Raw genomic sequence first — 17222 nt, 5'->3', positions numbered from 1 at the left:
ACTGATGGCCGGCACAGCAACGACGGACAAGGCGGGGCTGTGGCACAACCCGCTGCGCGACGAACGCGACAAACGGGTGCCTTTCATCGCGGGGCCCTGCTGCATGGTGATCTTCGGTGTCACCGGGGATCTGTCCCGTAAGAAGCTGATGCCGGCCATCTACGACCTGGCGAACCAGGGGCTGTTGCCCCCTGGTTTCGCCCTGGTCGGTTTCGCCCGGCGCAATTACGCCGACGAGGATTTCGCCGCGGTGGTGCTCAGCGCGGTGAAGCAGCACGCGCGCACCCCGTTCCGCCAGGAGGTCTGGGACCACCTGGCCGAGGGGTTACGTTTCGTGCAGGGCAGTTTCGACGACGACACCGCCTTCGCCACCCTCGCCACCACTCTGAAGGACCTCGACGCCACCCGTGGCACCGGCGGCAATTACGCCTTCTACCTGTCGATTCCACCGAATATGTTCCCGGTGGTCCTCGACCAGCTCTCCGAACACGAACTGGCCAAGGCCGCCCCGCGCCCCGAGGGTTACACCCCGTGGCGGCGGGTGGTGATCGAGAAGCCCTTCGGGCACGACCTGGCCAGCGCCCAGGAACTCAACGCCCTGGTCAACCGGGTGTTCCCGGAGGAGCAGGTGTTCCGCATCGACCACTATCTCGGCAAGGAGACGGTGCAGAACATCCTGGCGTTGCGCTTCGCCAACGAACTCTACGAGCCGATCTGGAACGCCAATTTCGTCGACAGCGTGCAGATCACCATGGCCGAGGACATCGGTTTGGGCGGGCGCGCGGGCTATTACGACGGCATCGGCGCCGCGCGCGACGTCATCCAGAACCACCTGCTGCAACTGCTGGCGCTGACCGCCATGGAGGAACCGACCTCCTTCGAACCGATGCAGCTCACCACCGAGAAGATCAAGGCGCTCTCGGCGACCAAACTCGTCGAACCACTCGACGAGACCACCGCGCGCGGCCAGTACACCGAGGGCTGGCAGGGCAGCGAACACGTGGTGGGCCTGCATCAGGAGGAGGGGTTCGACCCGCAGTCGCGCACCGAGACCTACGCCGCGATCACCCTGCACGTGGAGAACCGGCGCTGGGCCGGGGTGCCGTTCTACCTGCGCACCGGAAAACGCCTGGGCCGCAGGGTGACCGAGATCGCGGTGGTGTTCAAGCGCGCGCCGCACCTGCCCTTCGACCAGACCATGACCGAGGAGCTCGGCCAGAACGCTCTGGTCATCCGGGTGCAGCCGGACGAGGGCATCACCCTGCGTTTCGGTTCCAAGGTGCCCGGCTCGGGAATGGAGGTGCGCGATGTGAACATGGACTTCAGCTACGGCGAGGCGTTCACCGAGTCCTCCCCCGAGGCCTACGAACGCCTGATCCTGGACGTGCTGCTCGGCGTGCCGTCCCTGTTCCCCGTCAACGCGGAGGTCGAATTGTCCTGGCGCATCCTCGATCCGGTGATCGCGCACTGGGCCGCCGAGGGCAAACCCGAACCCTACGAGGCAGGCACCTGGGGTCCCACCTCGGCCGAGGAGATGCTCGCGCGCAGCGGGCGCGAATGGCGGCGCCCGTGATCGTCGACATGCCCGACACCAACACCGTCGAGGTCGCCAAGCGGATGGTGCAGCTGCGCGAGTCCAACGGTGTCATCACCCAGGGCCGGGTGCTCACCCTTGTCGTGTGCACCCTCGATTCGTCCGAGGCCGAGGACGCCATCGACGCCGCCAACGACGCCAGCCGCGAACACCCCTGTCGCGTGATCGTGCTCGCCCGTGGCGACCGCGACGCCGAGACCAGGCTCGACGCCCAGATCCGGGTGGGCGGTGACGCCGGGGCGGCCGAGGTGATCGTGCTGCGGTTGCAGGGTCCGCTGGTGAACCACGAGAGCAGCGTGGTGACGCCGTTCCTGCTGCCCGACACCCCGGTGGTGGCGTGGTGGCCACGCGGCGCACCGGACTTTCCCTCCCAGGACTCGGTGGGCAAGCTGGCCAAGCGGCGCATCACCGACGCCACGTTCGCGCCCGACCCGCAGGCCGCACTGGGCAAACGCTGCGCCTCCTACGCCCCCGGCGACACCGACCTGTCGTGGAGCCGCATCACCTACTGGCGGGCGCTGCTCGCGGCCGCGCTGGACGAGCCGCCGTTCGAACCGGTGCTGTCGGTGAGCGTGTCCGGGCTGGCCAGTGAGCCCGCGCTGGATACGCTGGCGGGGTGGTTGGCCGCGCGGCTGGACTGCCCGGTCGTCCGCAGGACCGGTGAGCTGCGGGTGGAGATCCGCCGGGCCACCGATTCGATCGCCATCGCTCGACCGCAATTGGGCAGGACGGCAACGCTGACCCGCACCGGTGCCCCCGACCAGCGAATCGCGCTGGCGCGCCGGGAAACTCGCGATTGTCTCGCCGAGGAACTGCGCCGGCTCGACGCCGACGAGATCTACGCCGAGGCGCTCGCCGGAATCGAAAAGGTGACCTATGAGTGACCGTATCGAGCTGCACGACGAGCTCGGCGAGGAATTCCCCGCCAACACCGTCGAGGTGCACGACGACAAGGAACTGCTCGCCGACGCCGCCGCCGAACGTTTCGTCGCCGTGATCGTCGCGGCCCAGGCCGAGCGCGGCAACGCCTCGGTGTCGCTCACCGGTGGCAGCGACGGCATCCGCCTGCTCGAGAAGGTGCGTCAGGCGCCCGGCGACATCGACTGGTCGAACCTGTACGTCTACTGGGGTGACGAGCGTTTCGTTCCGTCGGGCGACCCGGACCGCAACGAGCTGCAGGCGCGCGAGGCGCTGCTCGACTTCGTCCCGCTCGATCCGGCGAAGGTGTTCCCGATCGCCGCCTCCGACGGCCCGTACGGTTCGCCCGAGGAGGCCGCGGCCGCCTACGCCCAGCTGCTGCACACCGAGCTCGATGAGCGCGGCGACATCGACCTGACGGTGCTCGGCATGGGCCCCGAAGGACACATCGACTCGATCTTCCCGCACTCCCCCGCCGTCCGCGAGCAGACGGATTACGTTGTCGCGGTCCACGATTGCCCCAAGCCCCCACCCACCCGCGTCTCCCTCACCCTGCCCGCCGTGCACCGCTCCCGCCACGTGATGCTGGTGGTCAGCGGTGAAGGCAAGGCCGCCGCGGTAGCCGCCGCCGTCAACGGCGCCTCCCCCGACGACGTCCCTTCCGCAGGCGCGGTCGGCATCGAATCCACCACCTGGGTCATCGACGAAGCCGCCGCGACGGACCTGCTGGTCGACATAGACGACGAAGAAGAGTGACGCGCGACTGACGGTGCCGACCGGTTCGACATGATCGGCACCGTCAGCCTTGTCCGACCGCTCAGACGTCCAACGCCACTCTGGTCGATCCCGATCCCGATCTCGTCCGCGATCGCAGTGACCGTTGTCCGGATTTCCCGCTGCCCGAGCGCATGGACCGCCTCACATACCCGCACGATTCGTCCCTGGTCACACCCCCGATGTCCGCCGAAACGGACCGGCGCGCCTAGTGCCGGACGAGGTGGAACAGAATCTGTCCGGGCTTTCCTCTAGTGGCCGAGTCAGCCGTGGACCAGTGGTCGCGGCGTTAGCATCGGGGCTCTCGGCATGGCGATCGGCGTCGGCTCGGCTGCGGGCGAGGAGTGGGCAATGGGCGAGGTGGGTAGAGGGTCGGTTGATCTGGATGCGGCGTTCCGGACGGCTGTGGTGGGGCTCGGGGCCGGGGCGGTCGATGCCGGGGCGGGGATCGATGCGGCGTTCGGGTTGGAGTTGTTCGAATCGCAGGTGGCGAGTAGGCATCTCGACCTGGCGGCGCGGCGGCTGGGGGTTGCCCGGCAGGGGTTCTACAGCATCGGGTCGTCGGGGCACGAGGGGAATGCGGCGGTGGCGGCGGCCTTGCGGGTGGATGATCCGGCTTTGCTGCACTACCGGTCCGGGGCGTTCTTCGTGCAGCGATGTAAACGGGTACCCGGCCTGGATCCGATCCGGGATGTGCTACTCGGGGTGGTCGCGGCGGCGAGCGATCCGATCTCCGGTGGACGGCACAAGGTGTTCGGTAGCGCTACCGCGTCGATCATTCCCCAGACCTCGACCATCGCCTCGCACCTACCCCGCGCCGTCGGCCTCGCGTTCGCGATAGAAAGAGCTGCCCGCCAAGGCATTTCGTGCCGGTGGCCCCGAGATGCCGTGGTGGTGTGCAGTTTCGGTGACGCCTCGGCCAACCACTCCACCGCGACCGGTGCGATCAATGCCGCCGTGCACGCCTCCCACCAGGGTGTGCCGATGCCCATCGTGTTCGTCTGCGAGGACAACGGGCTCGGGATCAGCGTGCCGACACCGGCCGACTGGATCGAGCGCGCCTACGGTCCACGCCCCGGCCTGACCTATCTCGCCGCCGACGGATGCGACCTGCCCGATGTGCTCGGTGCCGCCGAGGACGCGGTGCATCTGGCCCGCACCTGGCGGGTGCCGGTCTTCCTGCACATGCGCACGGTCCGGCTCGGCGGCCACGCGGGTTCGGATGTGGAGGCGGGCTACCGTGGCCCGGCCGATATCGCCGCCGACCTGGCCCGCGACCCCCTCCTCGGCACCGCCCGCTACCTGCTCGCCACCGGCGTCACCGACACATCCGACCTGCTCGCCCGCTACGACCGCATCGCCGACCGGGTGCGCGCGGTCAGCGATGAGGTGGTGCGCGAGGCGAGGCTGGATTCCGCGTCGGCCGTCATCGCTCCCCTCGCCCCGTCCCACCCGCCGACCGTCCGCGCGGACGTTCTCCGTACGCCGAAGCCCGCCATCGGCACCGCCACGACGCCCCGGACCACGCTCACACCCACCATCAGCCCCAGGATGACCCTCGCCCAGGCGATCAACCACACCCTCGGTGAACTCCTCGCCCGCGACCCCGACGTGCTGGTCTTCGGTGAGGACGTGGGCCGCAAGGGCGGGGTGTACGGGGTGACGAAGGGTCTGCGGAAGCGATTCGGGGCGCGGCGGGTGTTCGACACCTTGCTCGACGAGCAGGCCGTGCTCGGCACCGCGCTCGGTACGGCGCTGGCCGGGTTCGTGCCGATTCCGGAGATCCAGTACCTGGCGTATGTGCACAATGCGGCCGATCAGATCCGGGGCGAAGCGGCGACGCTGCAGTTCTTCTCGGCCGGGCGGTACCGCAATCCGATGGTGGTCCGCATCGCGGGGCTGGCCTACCAGAAGGGTTTCGGCGGGCACTTCCACAACGACAATTCCCTTGCGGCACTTCGGGACATCCCCGGTGTGGTGGTGGCCGTCCCCGCCCGCGCCGACGATGCTGCCGCACTGTTGCGGACGTGCGTCTCGGCGGCGCGGGTGGACGGCCGGGTCTGCGTGTTCGTCGAACCGATCGCCCTGTATCACACCCGCGACCTGCATCCCGGCGACGACGGATGGCTCGCCTCGCCCACCACCGAACACGTCCCGATCGGGAGTGCCCGCGTCTACGGCGACGGCACCGATCTCACCATCGTCACCTTCGGCAACGGTGTCCCGATGAGTTTGCGCACCGCCGATCGACTCGCGGACCGGGGTGTGCGCGCCCGCGTCCTCGATCTGCGGTGGCTGAATCCGTTGCCGGTCGCGGACCTGCTCGAGCAGGCCGTCGCGACGGGCCGGGTGCTGGTGGCCGACGAGACCCGACACAGCGGCGGCGTGTCCGAATCGGTCTACGCCGCGCTCCTCGACGCCGGATACCGTGGCGCCCTCGCCCGCGTCACGAGCCTCGACAGTTTCGTGCCGCTCGGTCCCGCCGCGGACACCGTGCTGCTGAGCGAAACGGACATCGAAAAGGCGGCGCTGGCCCTCCTGCACTGAATTTGGTCCCCTTTGCGAGGAATTCGCCGAATCCTGTCGAGAAGTACGCGATCGGCGCGGTTTGGTGACCGCGCGCCGGGTACACGCCGCACACACTCGTCTACTCGGAGGATTTCGTCATGAGGACAGGGCTTACACGTTTCGGCATCGCGACGGTGGCGGCAGCGGCGGTCGCCGCGGGTGCGGGGCAGGCCGCGGCGGCACCGGCGACGGTGTCGATCGACGGCAGTATGCAGGTACTCGGGTTGAACATCCTGCACGTCGACGCGCAAGGACAGGGCGACGGGCCCGCCACGGGTACCTACGTCGCCACCGGGCAGTTCGGGAACATGCCGTTGCCGGTGAAGGTCACCGGGCCGGTGACGTGCCTGCGGGTTCAGGGCAACAAGGTGTCGCTGGTGTATCCGATCACCACCGCCGAACCGGTGATGCTGTTCGCACCGGATTCGATGGCCATCCAGATCACGGTGGCCAAGGGCGAGAACGGTGCCTCCAACATGATCGGCTACGGCGTACCGATGCCGACCAGCTCGTTCACCGACTGTCTGCCCGGCGCGACGCCGCTGATGTTCGACGGAACGATCGACATCAGCTGACCCGACCCCTCTTGCCGGGGCGTGCGTCCGCCGCCTCGGCTGCCCTCCGGGGACACACCCGCCGCCGAAAACGGGCCGCGGGGACGCCATGTGCCGTAGGTTTGCCGGGAACATTTCAGCGGTGCGGTGTCAACCCATGGAGGCGTGTTCACGGTGCGGTCGGATGTCGGGGTCACCTGCCCACTGTCCCAAGCGCAATGGAGCTGGTGGCTGGCCCAGCAATTGCATCCCGAGGTCCCCGCCACGGTCGCGATGTACCTGGATCTGACCGGCGCGGCCGACCTCGACCTGCTCGTCCGCTGCACCCGGCAGGCCGCCGCCGAATTCGAATCTCCCCATGTGCGGCTCACTCTCGTGGACGGCATCCCGCACCAATTCGTCGACTCCGCGACTCCGCTGGCCTTCGACATCGTCGACCTGTCCACCGCCCCCGACGCCGTCGCGGTGGCTCTCGACCACATGGAACGCGACCACAGCGCCCCTCTCGACCCGCTCGCCCCCGATCTGACCGTCGCCTCGATCTTCATCATCACCCCCACCCGCCACCTGCTGTACCTGCGCAGCCACCACATCGTCCTCGACGGTATGGGCGCCGCCGCCCTCCTCGCCCGAACGGGCGACCTCTACCGCACCGCCCTCCGCGAGACGAGCGCCCTCGACGAATCGCAGCACGCCGCCCCACAGCCGAGCAGGGCAGCCAAGTCGGACCAAAGACCGTTGACAGTCGCGCAATTGCTGGAAGAGGACCGCGTCTACAAAGCATCTTCCCGCGCCGACGCCGACCGCAGCTACTGGCGGCAGCAGTTGACCCGGGTCGGTGAGCCGGTGAGCTTGACACGCCGGGCGGCGGCACCCGCGCCCCGCCCGCATCAGGTGAACACCACCCTCGATGCCGGAACCGTGCGGCAGCTCGCGGACGCCAAGGCCCGGCACGGTGCGACGTTCCCGGAGCTGGTCATCGCCGCTTTCGCCGGCTATCTGGCGCGGATGACCGGGAGCGCGGAGGTGACCCTGACCATCCCGGTCACCGCGCGACCGACCGCCGTGCTGCGCCGTTCGGCGGGTTCGATGTCGAATGTGGTTCCGCTGCGGCTGTCCGGATTGGACGACATCACCGTCGGCGCTGTCATCGCGCAGGTGCGGGCGGCGGTGATCGGGGCGTTGCGTCATCAACGGCACCGGCACGAGGACATCCGCGGCGACCACCCCACCCTGCGGGAGGGGTTCGGTCCGGTGGTCAACACCCTCGCCTTCACCGAGCCCCTACACCTGGGCCCGCTGTCGGGTCAGGTGCGTTTGCTCGCCCTGGGTCCGGTCACAGATCTGCATGTCAACGGCTACCAGATCGGCCCGGACGAGGTCTCCATCGACTTCCAGGCCAACCCCGCCCGCTACTCCCACGACGCCGTCCTCACCCACCACGGCACGTTCCTCACCTACTTCACCCACTTCCTCACCGCCCACCCCCACGACCCCATCACCATGCACGCCCCGACCGCCGCTTCCATGCGGTCACCGAACCGGTTGTCCCCCAATGCGGTACGCCCGAACACAGCATCACGAACCCTGCCCGAACTCCTGCGCTCAGCTCTCTCGACACCACCCCGAGCCGACACACTGCGACCTGCACCGCAGGCGGACACCTCGCCACCGACGCAGTCAACCCGCTACGCCCCGCCGACGGCGGGCAACAACGCTACCTGCGAATCCGCGTATTCCGCAGTCGCACTGCAAGATCGGGACCGTACGCTCTCCTACTCCGAGCTGGACGAGATCTCGTCGCGGTGGGCCCGGGCACTCCTCGCACGCGGCGCCGGGCCCGGGGCATTCGTCGTCGTCGCGATTCCGCGTTCGCTGGAATCGGTGGTGGCGTTGTGGGCGGTGGCGAAGACCGGGGCCTGCTTCGTCCCCGTCGATCCGGACGAACCCGCGAACCGGTTGTCCACCATCATCGCGCGCTGCGGGGCACGGCTCGGGGTGACGGTTTCGTGGGTGAGCGTCGGCTGCGATGCGCTCACCTGGCTCGCCATCGACGACCCGGCCGAGGCGAACCGCTACCCAGGTACCCCGGTCGGTGACCACGATCGCCCTCGGCCGTTGCTATCGGGTGATCCGGCCTACGTGATCCACACCTCGGGCACCACCGGCACGCCAAAAGGTGTCGTCGTCGCCCACCACGCACTGGGCGATCTCACCGACTACCTGCTGAAACAGTATGGACTGAACCGTGATTCGATTCTTCTGCACTCCCACAGCGCCACCTACGACGCGCACCTGCTCGAGCTGCTCGCCGGTTTCGCGGCGGGTGCCCGGGTGGTTGTCGCCCCGCCGACGGTCGTGGCCGGTCAGGAAATGGCCGAGCTGATCCGCGCTACCGGCTGCACCATTTTCCAGACAGCGCCCGCCGTGCTCGCCACGCTGTCACCCGAGCAGCTCCCGACCGTCGAGGTCGTCGCGATCGGTGGCGAGGCGTGCCCGGCGGCGCTGATGGCCGAGTGGGCAACACGGGTGCGGTTGTTCAACGGGTACGGGCCGACCGAGACCACCATCATGGTGACCGAGACGGATGCCATGCGCCCCGACGGCGCGGTGACGGTGGGTCACCCCCTCCCGGGCGTGTCCGCGTGGGTCCTCGATACGCGCCTGCGGCAGGCGCCGGTCACTGCGCGGGGTGAGCTGTATGTGGGCGGCGCGTGTGTCGCCGACGGCTACCTGAACGACCCGACCGCCACCGCATCACGTTTCGTCGCCGACCCGTTCGGTGACGGCTCCCGCCTGTACCGCACCGGCGATCTGGTCAGTGTGCGTCCCGACGGAGAGTTCGAATTCTTCGGCAGGCTCGACGCCCAGCTCGAGGTTCACGGCCGGCGTATCGAACCCGCGGAGATCGAGGCGACGCTGCTCACCGAACCCGAGATCGCCTACGCCGTGGTCACCGTCGCCGATGCGGGCACACCGGGCGCACGTCTGATCGGCTACGTGGTTCCCGTACCGGGAAGGCACGTCGACACCGCCGCCGTCCTGGCCCGATTGCGTGCCGCACTGCCGCAAGCCCTCGTCCCGACCTCCCTGATCGAACTCGAGCGACTTCCCCTGGGCGGCAACGGGAAAGTCGTGCGCTCCGCCCTCCCCGCACCGACGATCACCACGAACCCCACCCGTCCACCGGCCACCGAGCTCCAACGCCTGATCGCCGACCGCATCGCCGCAACGCTCGGCACCCCCGTCGGCCTCGACGACGACTTCTTCGAACTCGGCGGCAATTCCCTTCTCGGCGTGCTGGTTTCGTCCGACATCGCCGCCGCGACCGGCGTCCCCGTCACCGTGCGCTGGCTCTACACCAGCCCGACCGTGCAGGCGCTGGCCGAACGCATCACCACCTTCGACGGTCACAGCGGCGACGACGACGCCCTCGGCACCGTTCTCGTCCTGCGCCGCAGGGGTTCTCGCCCACCCCTGTTCTGCGTGCACTCCGCGGTGCCGCTGGCGTGGTGCTACGCGGGCCTGGCCGGGTACCTGCCCGACCGCCCCGTCTACGGCCTGCAGGCCACCGAACTCACCGGCGCCCCGACCATCGACGACCTGGTCGAGCACTACCTCGCCGCCATCCTCGAACTCCGACCCGACGGCCCGTACCACCTGCTCGGCTGGTCGCTGGGCGGCCAGATCGCCCACGCCCTCGCCGTCCGCCTGCGCGACACCGGCGCCCGGGTCGGCGTGCTGACCATGCTCGACAGCGTCGTCTATACCCCGGAGGAACCACCCACGCCGCGCATGCGCGACCTGCTGACCCACCTGCTCGGCGACGAACCCGACGACGCCGACGCCGCCCCGGAGGTCACCGCCACCGAAGCGGCCGCGATCCTCGCGAGCACGAAAACCTCCTTCGGCACCGGACTTTCGGCCAGCCAGCTCGAACGCCTGCACCGGGGTTATCTCGCGGGTGTGCGATTGTCGCACACCTACCGCCCGGCGCGCTTCGACGGTGACCTGCTGTATTTCTCGGCGACGCGCGGGGTGACCGCGATGTTCGACGCCGACATGTGGCAGCCGTTCGTCACGGGCGAGGTGGTCGAGCATCCGGTCGAGGCCACCCACGCCCAGCTCACCAACACTTCGGTCTTGGCCCACATCGGCCCGCTGCTCGCTCGTCACCTCGACCGGGTGGAAGAACCTTCCGAACCGGCACTCGCGACTACCGCAGCCGACGAGCCGTGGTGATCACCACCCCGAAAACCGGTACCACACACCGTCATACGGTCGGTAGGTCTCGTCGTACTCACCGGTCGGCTCGGGTGCGCCGCCGGGCAGATAGGCGAAGCCCACCCTGCCGATGAGCTCGCCGGGGGTGCGGAAGAGGCATCCGCCGTCTTCCCGGTAAACCTTCGTCACGGTGAACACGCCGATGCGCTGGTCGTCGGTGGACGGCTCACACGCCTGCGCGGCGCGTTCGAAGTCCGCTTTGGACAGGGACCAACCGAATCGCTGCGTGGCACCTGTTCCGCCGAGCACCGCGGTGAGCACAACGATCACCGGTGCGACCACGGTCAGCCAGGTCCCACGAAAAGCCACCAACCCGACGATCCCGAACGCGAACCACAGCACACCGACTGCAACGAGCACCACGAAGGCGACCAGCACGCGTTCGATCGGCCCATCGACCATTTCCTGCCAGAACAGGACCACACAGCACAGTGCGGTCGCGACCGCGATGCAGCGCATGACGACGGTCCACCAGGTCGGCACCGGCCGACGGGATCGCACGACTCCCCCAGAGTTCATGACCGTCACCGTACGTGGCGGATCACCCCTGCGGAATCAGGAGAACTTGATCTCCAGGCCGATACCGAGAATGGCGATCAGCCAGACGATGCCGACGAAGATGGTGACGCGGTCGAGGTTCTTCTCGACGACGGTGGAACCCGACAGGCTCGACTGCACGCCGCCACCGAAGAGGCTGGACAGGCCGCCGCCCTTGGCGCGGTGCAGCAGCACCAGCAGCACCAACAGCACGCTGGTGATCACAAGGAGGATATCGAGGAACAGCGACATGGCGACCATCCTAGGTGCTGGGCGGGCGCCCGGTCTAACCAGGCTCGACAGCGACCAGATGCGAGACGGTCTCGAGGCCCGCGGCGTAGTGCGCCACGGCCTGTTCGATCTCGCGATCACGCGCGGTGAGCCGCACCTGATGCTGATGCATGTGCTCGGCCCAGGAGCGCACGACGAACGCCTCGACGAACCGGTCGACGGTCCCGACGTCGCGATACAGCCGCCACTCCATCGCCCCCGTGCGCTGTCGCGACCGTCCGACCAGGGCCATCGCGTCGGTGAAGGCCGGTACGTCCTCCGGCGGCACGTCGTAACCGCGCAGCACGAGCACGGGCCCGTCGGTGGGGTCGGGTTCGACGACGAGTTGCGGTTCGGGCCAGTACGCGGCCGGTGAGAGGTCGATCTCCTCGACGTTGTGCCGGATCGGCCACCACACCGTGCTCACCGCGCACGCCCCGAGCAGCACCGCCGCGATCAGCAATGCGGTGACGGCGCCGTAGGCCCCGGCGACCAGACCCCACAGCAGCGAGCCGATGGCCTGCCCACCCATGAAGACCAGCATGTACACCGACAGCCCGCGCGCACGCACCCAGGCGGGCAGCAGCAACTGCATGGTCGAGTTCAGTGTCGACATGGCGAGCAGCCAGGCCAGCCCGGCGCCGACGAGCAGCACGAGCACCAGCACGACACTGTGCACCAGCGCGGTCGCCACCGCACCGATCCCGAACAGCACGGCGGCCAGCGCCAACCGCTGAGTCGGCGTGAACAGCACCCGCAACCGCGACAACCCGAGTGCACCGCACACCGCACCGAGCCCGAGCGCGCCGAGCAGCAGACCGTACCCGTCGGAGGCCAGCCCGAGCCGGTCGTGCGCGATGACCGGAAGCAGAGACCACACCGCACTCGCGGGCGCGATGAACAGAATGGAGCGGAACAACACCCGCCGGATGGCGGGCGCGGCCCGGATGAACCGGGTGCCCGCCTGCAATGCGGCCAGCGGGCGTTCGCTCGGCAGCGAGCGCACCCGGACCGGCCATTTCGACACCAGCAACACCGCGACGATGCCGACGAACGAGAGCGTGTTGAACCCGAACACCACCGTCGGCCCGGCCACCGAAACCAGCACACCCGCCACGGCGGGCCCGACCGCGCGACCGATGTTCACGCTCATACTGCCCAGTGCCGCCACCGAGGTGATCTGGTCGCGCGGCACGAGTTCGGGCTGGATCGCCTGCCACGCGGGTGCGGTGAGCGCCTGACCGCAGCCGAGCAGGAACAACAGCGTGAGCAGCACCGCGGGCGTGGTGTGGCCGGTCGCGGTGAAGACGGTCAACGTCAGCGAGGCCACCGCCATGCCTGCCTGCGCGCCGAGCAGCAACCGCCGCCGATCGATCAGATCGGCCAGCACCCCGGACGGAATGGACAGCAACATCACCGGCAGCGTGATCGCGGTCTGCACGAACGAGACGAGCACCGCGGCATTGGGTTGGTCGACGAGAATCCACTGTGCGCCGACGGTCTGCATCCAGGTGCCCAGATTCGACACCAGCTGCGCGATCCACAACGCCCGGAACACCGGCGACCGCAGCGGAGCCCAGGTCGACACCCGCTCGCCCGCCACACCCGTCACATTCCCGAGCATATCTCCGGTCCCCCGGCTGGACGCACGCTCACCACGCTGTGGTGGCGGCATCGGCCGAGAGCCCAACGCCACCAGCGCGTGGTGATCTTGATCGGCTGTCGCCGGGCGGACGTACGATGGGCCGATGCCGGGATTCCCGCTCCGCCTCGCCGCTCTCTGTGCGCTCGCCGTCGCGGCAGGCGCCTGTTCGTCCGGTGATTCGGGTGACGCGCCACCGAAGCCGACGCCGATGGGGCATACCTATCTGTCGACGCGGGTGGAGGGTGGGGCGATCCCCGGCGGCGGTCCGATGACGCTCACCTTCGACGACGGCCGGATCACCGCGAACTCCGGGTGCAACACCAGCAGCGGCACCGTCGACCTGAGCGACAACGTGCTGCGTACCTCCCGGCTCGCCGGCACCCTGATGGGCTGTCCCGGCGAACGCGGCCAGGCCGACGCCTGGCAGAACTCGTTCCTCGAGGCGAGCCCCACTTGGCGGCTCGACGGCGACAACCTGATCCTCACCGGCAAGGACGTCACCGTCCACCTCACCGACAAGAAGATCGTCACCCCGGACAAACCGCTGACCGGGACCACCTGGATCGCGACCACCCTGCTCACCCCGGATGCCAAGGTCCGCTCGGCCGCGCTCGACGAGGCCCGGCCCACCCTCACGATTACCGCCGACGGCCAGGTCAGCGGCACCACCGGATGCAATCGCCTGACCGGCACCGCGCAGCTCAGCCCCGGCGACGAGGTGAGCTTCGAGGTCGCCACCACGAAGATGATGTGCCCGCCGGAGGTGATGGAAGTCGAACAGCACGTCCTCGGTGTCCTCGACGGTCACACCGAGGCCACCATCGACGCCGACACTCTCACCCTGCGCAATGCCAACGGCACCGGCCTAGAACTGCGCGCTCAGTAGCAATACGAAAGGCCGGAACCCGATTTCACGGATTCCGGCCTTTCGGCACAGCAGAACAGGTCAGGGCAGCGGACCACCGGCGGCGATCGCGGACAGGGTGGCGAACTCGTCACCCTTGAGCGAGGCACCGCCGACGAGCGCGCCGTCGATATCCGGCTGACCGATCAGTTCGCCGATGTTCTTGGCGTTCACCGACCCGCCGTAGAGCACGCGGACACCGGCGGCGACCTCCGGGGAGGCCAGCTTCTCCAGCTCGCCGCGGATCGCACCGCACACTTCCTGCGCGTCGGCCGCCGAGGCCACCTTGCCGGTGCCGATGGCCCACACCGGTTCGTAGGCGATGACGACCTTCGAGATCTCCTCGGCCGTCAGACCTTTCAGCGAACCACGCAGCTGCTCGAGGTTGAACTCGACGTGCGTGCCCGCCTCGCGAACACCGAGCCCCTCGCCGATGCAGACGATCGGGGTGAGGTCGTTCTTCAGCGCCTGCTTGGCCTTGGCCAGCACAGTGGCGTCGTCTTCGGTGTGGTACTGTCGCCGCTCCGAATGCCCGACCACCACGAAGGTGCAGCCCAGCTTGGCCAGCATGGACCCGCTGATCTCACCGGTGTAGGCACCCGAATCGTGCACCGACACGTCCTGCGCACCATAGGTGAGCAGCAGCTTGTCGCCGTCGACGATCGACTGCACGCTGCGGATGTCGGTGAACGGCGGGATGACCGCCACGTCGACCTTCGCGAAGTACTTCTCCGGGAGCGCGAACGCCACCTTCTGCACCAGCGCGATGGCCTCGAGGTGGTTGAGGTTCATCTTCCAGTTGCCCGCGATGAGCGGCTTACGTGCTGCCATCGCTCAGCCCTCCAGCACCGAAATACCGGGCAGCTCTTTGCCTTCCAGGTATTCCAGGGACGCGCCACCACCGGTGGAGATGTGCGAGAAGCCGTCGTCGGGCAGGCCGAGGGTGCGCACGGCCGCGGCCGAGTCACCGCCGCCGACGACCGTGAACGCACCCTTGCCGGTGGCGGTCACGATGGCTTCGGCGACACCACGGGTGCCCGCGGCGAACTTCTCGAACTCGAACACGCCCATCGGGCCGTTCCAGAACACCGTCTTCGCCTCGGTGAGCAGTGCGGCGAACCGCGACACCGACTCCGGGCCGATGTCCAGGCCCATCCAGCCATCGGGGATCTCGGTCGAGGCGACGGTCTTGCTGTCGGCGTCGGCCGCGAACTTGTCGGCCGCCACGATGTCGACCGGCAGGTGCAGCACGTCGCCGAAGCGCTCGAGCAGGCCCTTGCAGGTGTCGATCATCTCTTCCTGCAGCAGCGAACTGCCGACCGAAACACCCTGTGCGGCAAGGAAGGTGAAGCACATGCCGCCGCCGATCACCAGGGTGTCGACCTTGGGGGCGAGCGCCTCGATCACCGCGAGCTTGTCGGAGACCTTGGAACCGCCGAGCACCACCGCGTACGGGCGGGCCGGGTCCTGGGTGAGCTTCTGCAGCACCTCGACCTCGGCGGCGACCAGCGTGCCCGCGTAGTGCGGGAGCAGCTCGGCCACGTCGTAGACCGAGGCCTGCTCGCGGTGCACAACACCGAAGCCGTCGGACACGAACGCGCCGTCGTCGCCGACCAGTTCCACGTACGCGGCCGCCAACTTGGCCCGCTCGGCGTCGTCCTTGCTGGTCTCGCGCGCGTCGAAACGCACGTTCTCGAGCAGCAGCACGTCACCGTCGGTGAGGCCCTCCGAGCGCGAGAGCGCGTCGTAGCCGACCACGTCACCGGCCAGCTGGACATTGCGGCCCAGCAGTTCGGCCAGTTTCGTGGCCACGGGGGCCAGCGAGAACTTCGGGTCCGGCGCACCCTTCGGGCGGCCGAGGTGCGCCATCACGACGACCTTGGCGCCCGCTTCGACCAGCGCCTGGATCGTCGGCACCGAGGCGATGATGCGGCCCGGGTCGGTGATCTGGCCGTTGTCGTCGAGGGGGACGTTCAGGTCGGAGCGCACGAGCACGCCCCGACCCTCGACACCCTCGGCCAGGAGATCCTGGAGTGTCTTGACCGTCATCGCGTTCAGAGCGACTTGCCGACGAGACCGATGAGGTCGGCGAGGCGGTTGGAGTAGCCCCACTCGTTGTCGTACCAGGACACGACCTTGACCTCGTTGCCGATGACCTTGGTCAGCGGGGCGTCGTAGATCGAGGAGTGCGGGTCGGTGACGATGTCGCTCGACACGATCGGGTCGACGTTGTACTTGAGGATGCCCTTCAGCGGGCCCTCGGCGGCAGCCTTCATCGCGGCGTTGATCTCGTCGATGGTGGCGGGCTTGGCCAGCGTGGCGGTCAGGTCGGTGACCGAGCCGGTCGGGACCGGGACGCGCAGCGCGTAGCCGTCGAGCTTGCCCTGCAGCTCGGGCAGCACCAGGCCGATGGCCTTGGCCGCACCGGTGCCGGTGGGCACGATGTTCAGGGCCGCGGCACGGGCGCGACGCAGGTCCTTGTGCGGCGCGTCCTGCAGGTTCTGGTCCTGGGTGTACGCGTGGATGGTGGTCATCAGGCCCTGGACGATGCCGAACTCGTCGTTGAGCACCTTGGCGATGGGGCCGAGGCAGTTCGTGGTGCACGAGGCGTTGGAGATGATGTTCTGGCTGCCGTCGTACTTGTCGTCGTTGACGCCCATCACGATGGTGATGTCCTCGCCGGAGGCCGGCGCGGAGATGATGACCTTCTTCGCACCCGCGGACAGGTGACCCTTGGCCTTGGCGGCGTCGGTGAAGATACCGGTCGACTCGACGACGATGTCCACGCCCAGGTCGCCCCACGGCAGCGCCGACGGGCCTTCCTTGATGGCGAGCGCCTTGATGCGCTGCTCGCCGACGACGATGGTGTCACCGTCGACGGACACGTCCTGCGGCAGGCGACCCAGGATCGAGTCGTACTTCAGGAGCGTCGCAAGAGTGTTGATGTCGGTGAGGTCGTTGACCGCGACGATCTCGATATCGGTCTTGCCGACAGCCTTCAGCGCCTCCACCGCACGGAAGAAGTTACGTCCGATACGACCGAAGCCGTTGATACCTACCCGGACAGTCACGTTATCGCTCCTCAGCTTTCAAGCGGATTCATTCCGACGGTCACCACAGTAGTAGCCGACCCAACCCCACCGACAGCCACCTGCGGTTTGTGAGTCGCGCGCC

General features: G+C 68.5%; 13 protein-coding genes. 7 read left to right on the top strand and 6 right to left on the bottom strand.

Annotation, left to right across the window (positions count from 1 at the left end):
• Positions 1 to 4: 4 nt before the first annotated feature.
• The 6 genes from zwf (at position 5) to AB0F86_RS03335 (ending at position 10650) form a co-directional block, all read left to right on the top strand.
• Positions 5 to 1573 carry a glucose-6-phosphate dehydrogenase gene (gene zwf / locus AB0F86_RS03360; protein WP_356984261.1) on the top strand — a complete coding sequence of 523 codons (1569 nt, stop codon included), beginning with the start codon at positions 5 to 7 and terminating at the stop codon, positions 1571 to 1573.
• Positions 1570 to 2478 (top strand): glucose-6-phosphate dehydrogenase assembly protein OpcA, encoded by a 909-nt coding sequence (gene opcA / locus AB0F86_RS03355; protein WP_067636576.1) that lies wholly within the window; start codon positions 1570 to 1572, stop codon positions 2476 to 2478. The genes zwf and opcA overlap by 4 nt, the downstream gene beginning before the upstream one ends.
• Positions 2471 to 3268 carry a 6-phosphogluconolactonase gene (gene pgl / locus AB0F86_RS03350; RefSeq protein WP_084456401.1) on the top strand — a complete coding sequence of 266 codons (798 nt, stop codon included), beginning with the start codon at positions 2471 to 2473 and terminating at the stop codon, positions 3266 to 3268. Before opcA ends, pgl begins: the two co-directional genes overlap by 8 nt.
• Positions 3269 to 3595: 327 nt before the next feature.
• Positions 3596 to 5833 (top strand): thiamine pyrophosphate-dependent enzyme, encoded by a 2238-nt coding sequence (locus AB0F86_RS03345; protein WP_356984260.1) that lies wholly within the window; start codon positions 3596 to 3598, stop codon positions 5831 to 5833.
• Positions 5834 to 5952: 119 nt separating this feature from the next.
• Positions 5953 to 6429 carry a hypothetical protein gene (locus tag AB0F86_RS03340; RefSeq protein ID WP_225280682.1) on the top strand — a complete coding sequence of 159 codons (477 nt, stop codon included), beginning with the start codon at positions 5953 to 5955 and terminating at the stop codon, positions 6427 to 6429.
• A gap of 144 nt (positions 6430 to 6573) precedes the next feature.
• A complete protein-coding gene (locus AB0F86_RS03335) occupies positions 6574 to 10650 on the top strand; it encodes an amino acid adenylation domain-containing protein (RefSeq protein WP_356984259.1) in 4077 nt (1358 codons plus the stop codon).
• On the opposite strand, the gene AB0F86_RS03330 is transcribed toward AB0F86_RS03335, so the two are convergent.
• The 3 genes from AB0F86_RS03330 to AB0F86_RS03320 are packed head-to-tail and all read right to left on the bottom strand — an operon-like array spanning position 10651 to position 13111.
• Positions 10651 to 11211, bottom strand: coding sequence for a hypothetical protein (locus AB0F86_RS03330; RefSeq protein WP_356984258.1), 561 nt, complete (start codon positions 11209 to 11211; stop codon positions 10651 to 10653).
• Positions 11212 to 11247: 36 nt separating this feature from the next.
• Positions 11248 to 11481: a preprotein translocase subunit SecG gene (secG, locus tag AB0F86_RS03325; protein ID WP_067493884.1), complete on the bottom strand. Its 234-nt coding sequence runs from the start codon at positions 11479 to 11481 to the stop codon at positions 11248 to 11250.
• A 34-nt stretch (positions 11482 to 11515) separates the two neighbouring features.
• A complete protein-coding gene (locus tag AB0F86_RS03320) occupies positions 11516 to 13111 on the bottom strand; it encodes an MFS transporter (protein ID WP_356984256.1) in 1596 nt (531 codons plus the stop codon).
• Between the two features lie 136 nt (positions 13112 to 13247).
• Here AB0F86_RS03320 and AB0F86_RS03315 point away from each other — a divergent pair, with 136 nt between their 5' ends.
• Positions 13248 to 14030, top strand: a complete 783-nt coding sequence (locus tag AB0F86_RS03315; RefSeq protein ID WP_356984254.1) for an META domain-containing protein — start codon at positions 13248 to 13250, stop codon at positions 14028 to 14030.
• 60 nt (positions 14031 to 14090) lie between these two features.
• Here the strand turns inward: AB0F86_RS03315 and tpiA are convergent, their stop codons facing one another.
• From tpiA to gap, 3 genes are read right to left on the bottom strand one after another with little or no spacing between them, the layout of a single operon-like run.
• On the bottom strand, positions 14091 to 14879 hold the full coding sequence (gene tpiA / locus AB0F86_RS03310) for a triose-phosphate isomerase (RefSeq protein WP_067493662.1): 789 nt from the start codon (positions 14877 to 14879) through the stop codon (positions 14091 to 14093).
• A 3-nt stretch (positions 14880 to 14882) separates the two neighbouring features.
• Positions 14883 to 16097, bottom strand: a complete 1215-nt coding sequence (locus AB0F86_RS03305; RefSeq protein WP_225280677.1) for a phosphoglycerate kinase — start codon at positions 16095 to 16097, stop codon at positions 14883 to 14885.
• A 5-nt stretch (positions 16098 to 16102) separates the two neighbouring features.
• Positions 16103 to 17119: a type I glyceraldehyde-3-phosphate dehydrogenase gene (gene gap, locus AB0F86_RS03300; RefSeq protein WP_356984252.1), complete on the bottom strand. Its 1017-nt coding sequence runs from the start codon at positions 17117 to 17119 to the stop codon at positions 16103 to 16105.
• Positions 17120 to 17222 lie beyond the last annotated feature (103 nt).

This window comes from Nocardia sp. NPDC023733 (assembly GCF_040639775.1).
GTDB lineage: Bacteria > Actinomycetota > Actinomycetes > Mycobacteriales > Mycobacteriaceae > Nocardia > Nocardia rosealba.
The sequence above is the reverse complement of the archived record's forward strand: the minus strand, read 5'-3'. Positions and strand labels throughout refer to the sequence as shown.

Coding starts and splice junctions, on each gene's coding strand:
- zwf (WP_356984261.1), top strand. CDS start 5: ATGGCCGGCACAGCAACGACGGACAAGGCGGGGCTGTGGCACAACCCG.
- pgl (WP_084456401.1), top strand. CDS start 2,471: ATGAGTGACCGTATCGAGCTGCACGACGAGCTCGGCGAGGAATTCCCC.
- AB0F86_RS03345 (WP_356984260.1), top strand. CDS start 3,596: ATGGCGATCGGCGTCGGCTCGGCTGCGGGCGAGGAGTGGGCAATGGGC.
- AB0F86_RS03340 (WP_225280682.1), top strand. CDS start 5,953: ATGAGGACAGGGCTTACACGTTTCGGCATCGCGACGGTGGCGGCAGCG.
- AB0F86_RS03330 (WP_356984258.1), bottom strand. CDS start 11,211: ATGAACTCTGGGGGAGTCGTGCGATCCCGTCGGCCGGTGCCGACCTGG.
- secG (WP_067493884.1), bottom strand. CDS start 11,481: ATGTCGCTGTTCCTCGATATCCTCCTTGTGATCACCAGCGTGCTGTTG.
- AB0F86_RS03315 (WP_356984254.1), top strand. CDS start 13,248: ATGCCGGGATTCCCGCTCCGCCTCGCCGCTCTCTGTGCGCTCGCCGTC.
- tpiA (WP_067493662.1), bottom strand. CDS start 14,879: ATGGCAGCACGTAAGCCGCTCATCGCGGGCAACTGGAAGATGAACCTC.
- AB0F86_RS03305 (WP_225280677.1), bottom strand. CDS start 16,097: ATGACGGTCAAGACACTCCAGGATCTCCTGGCCGAGGGTGTCGAGGGT.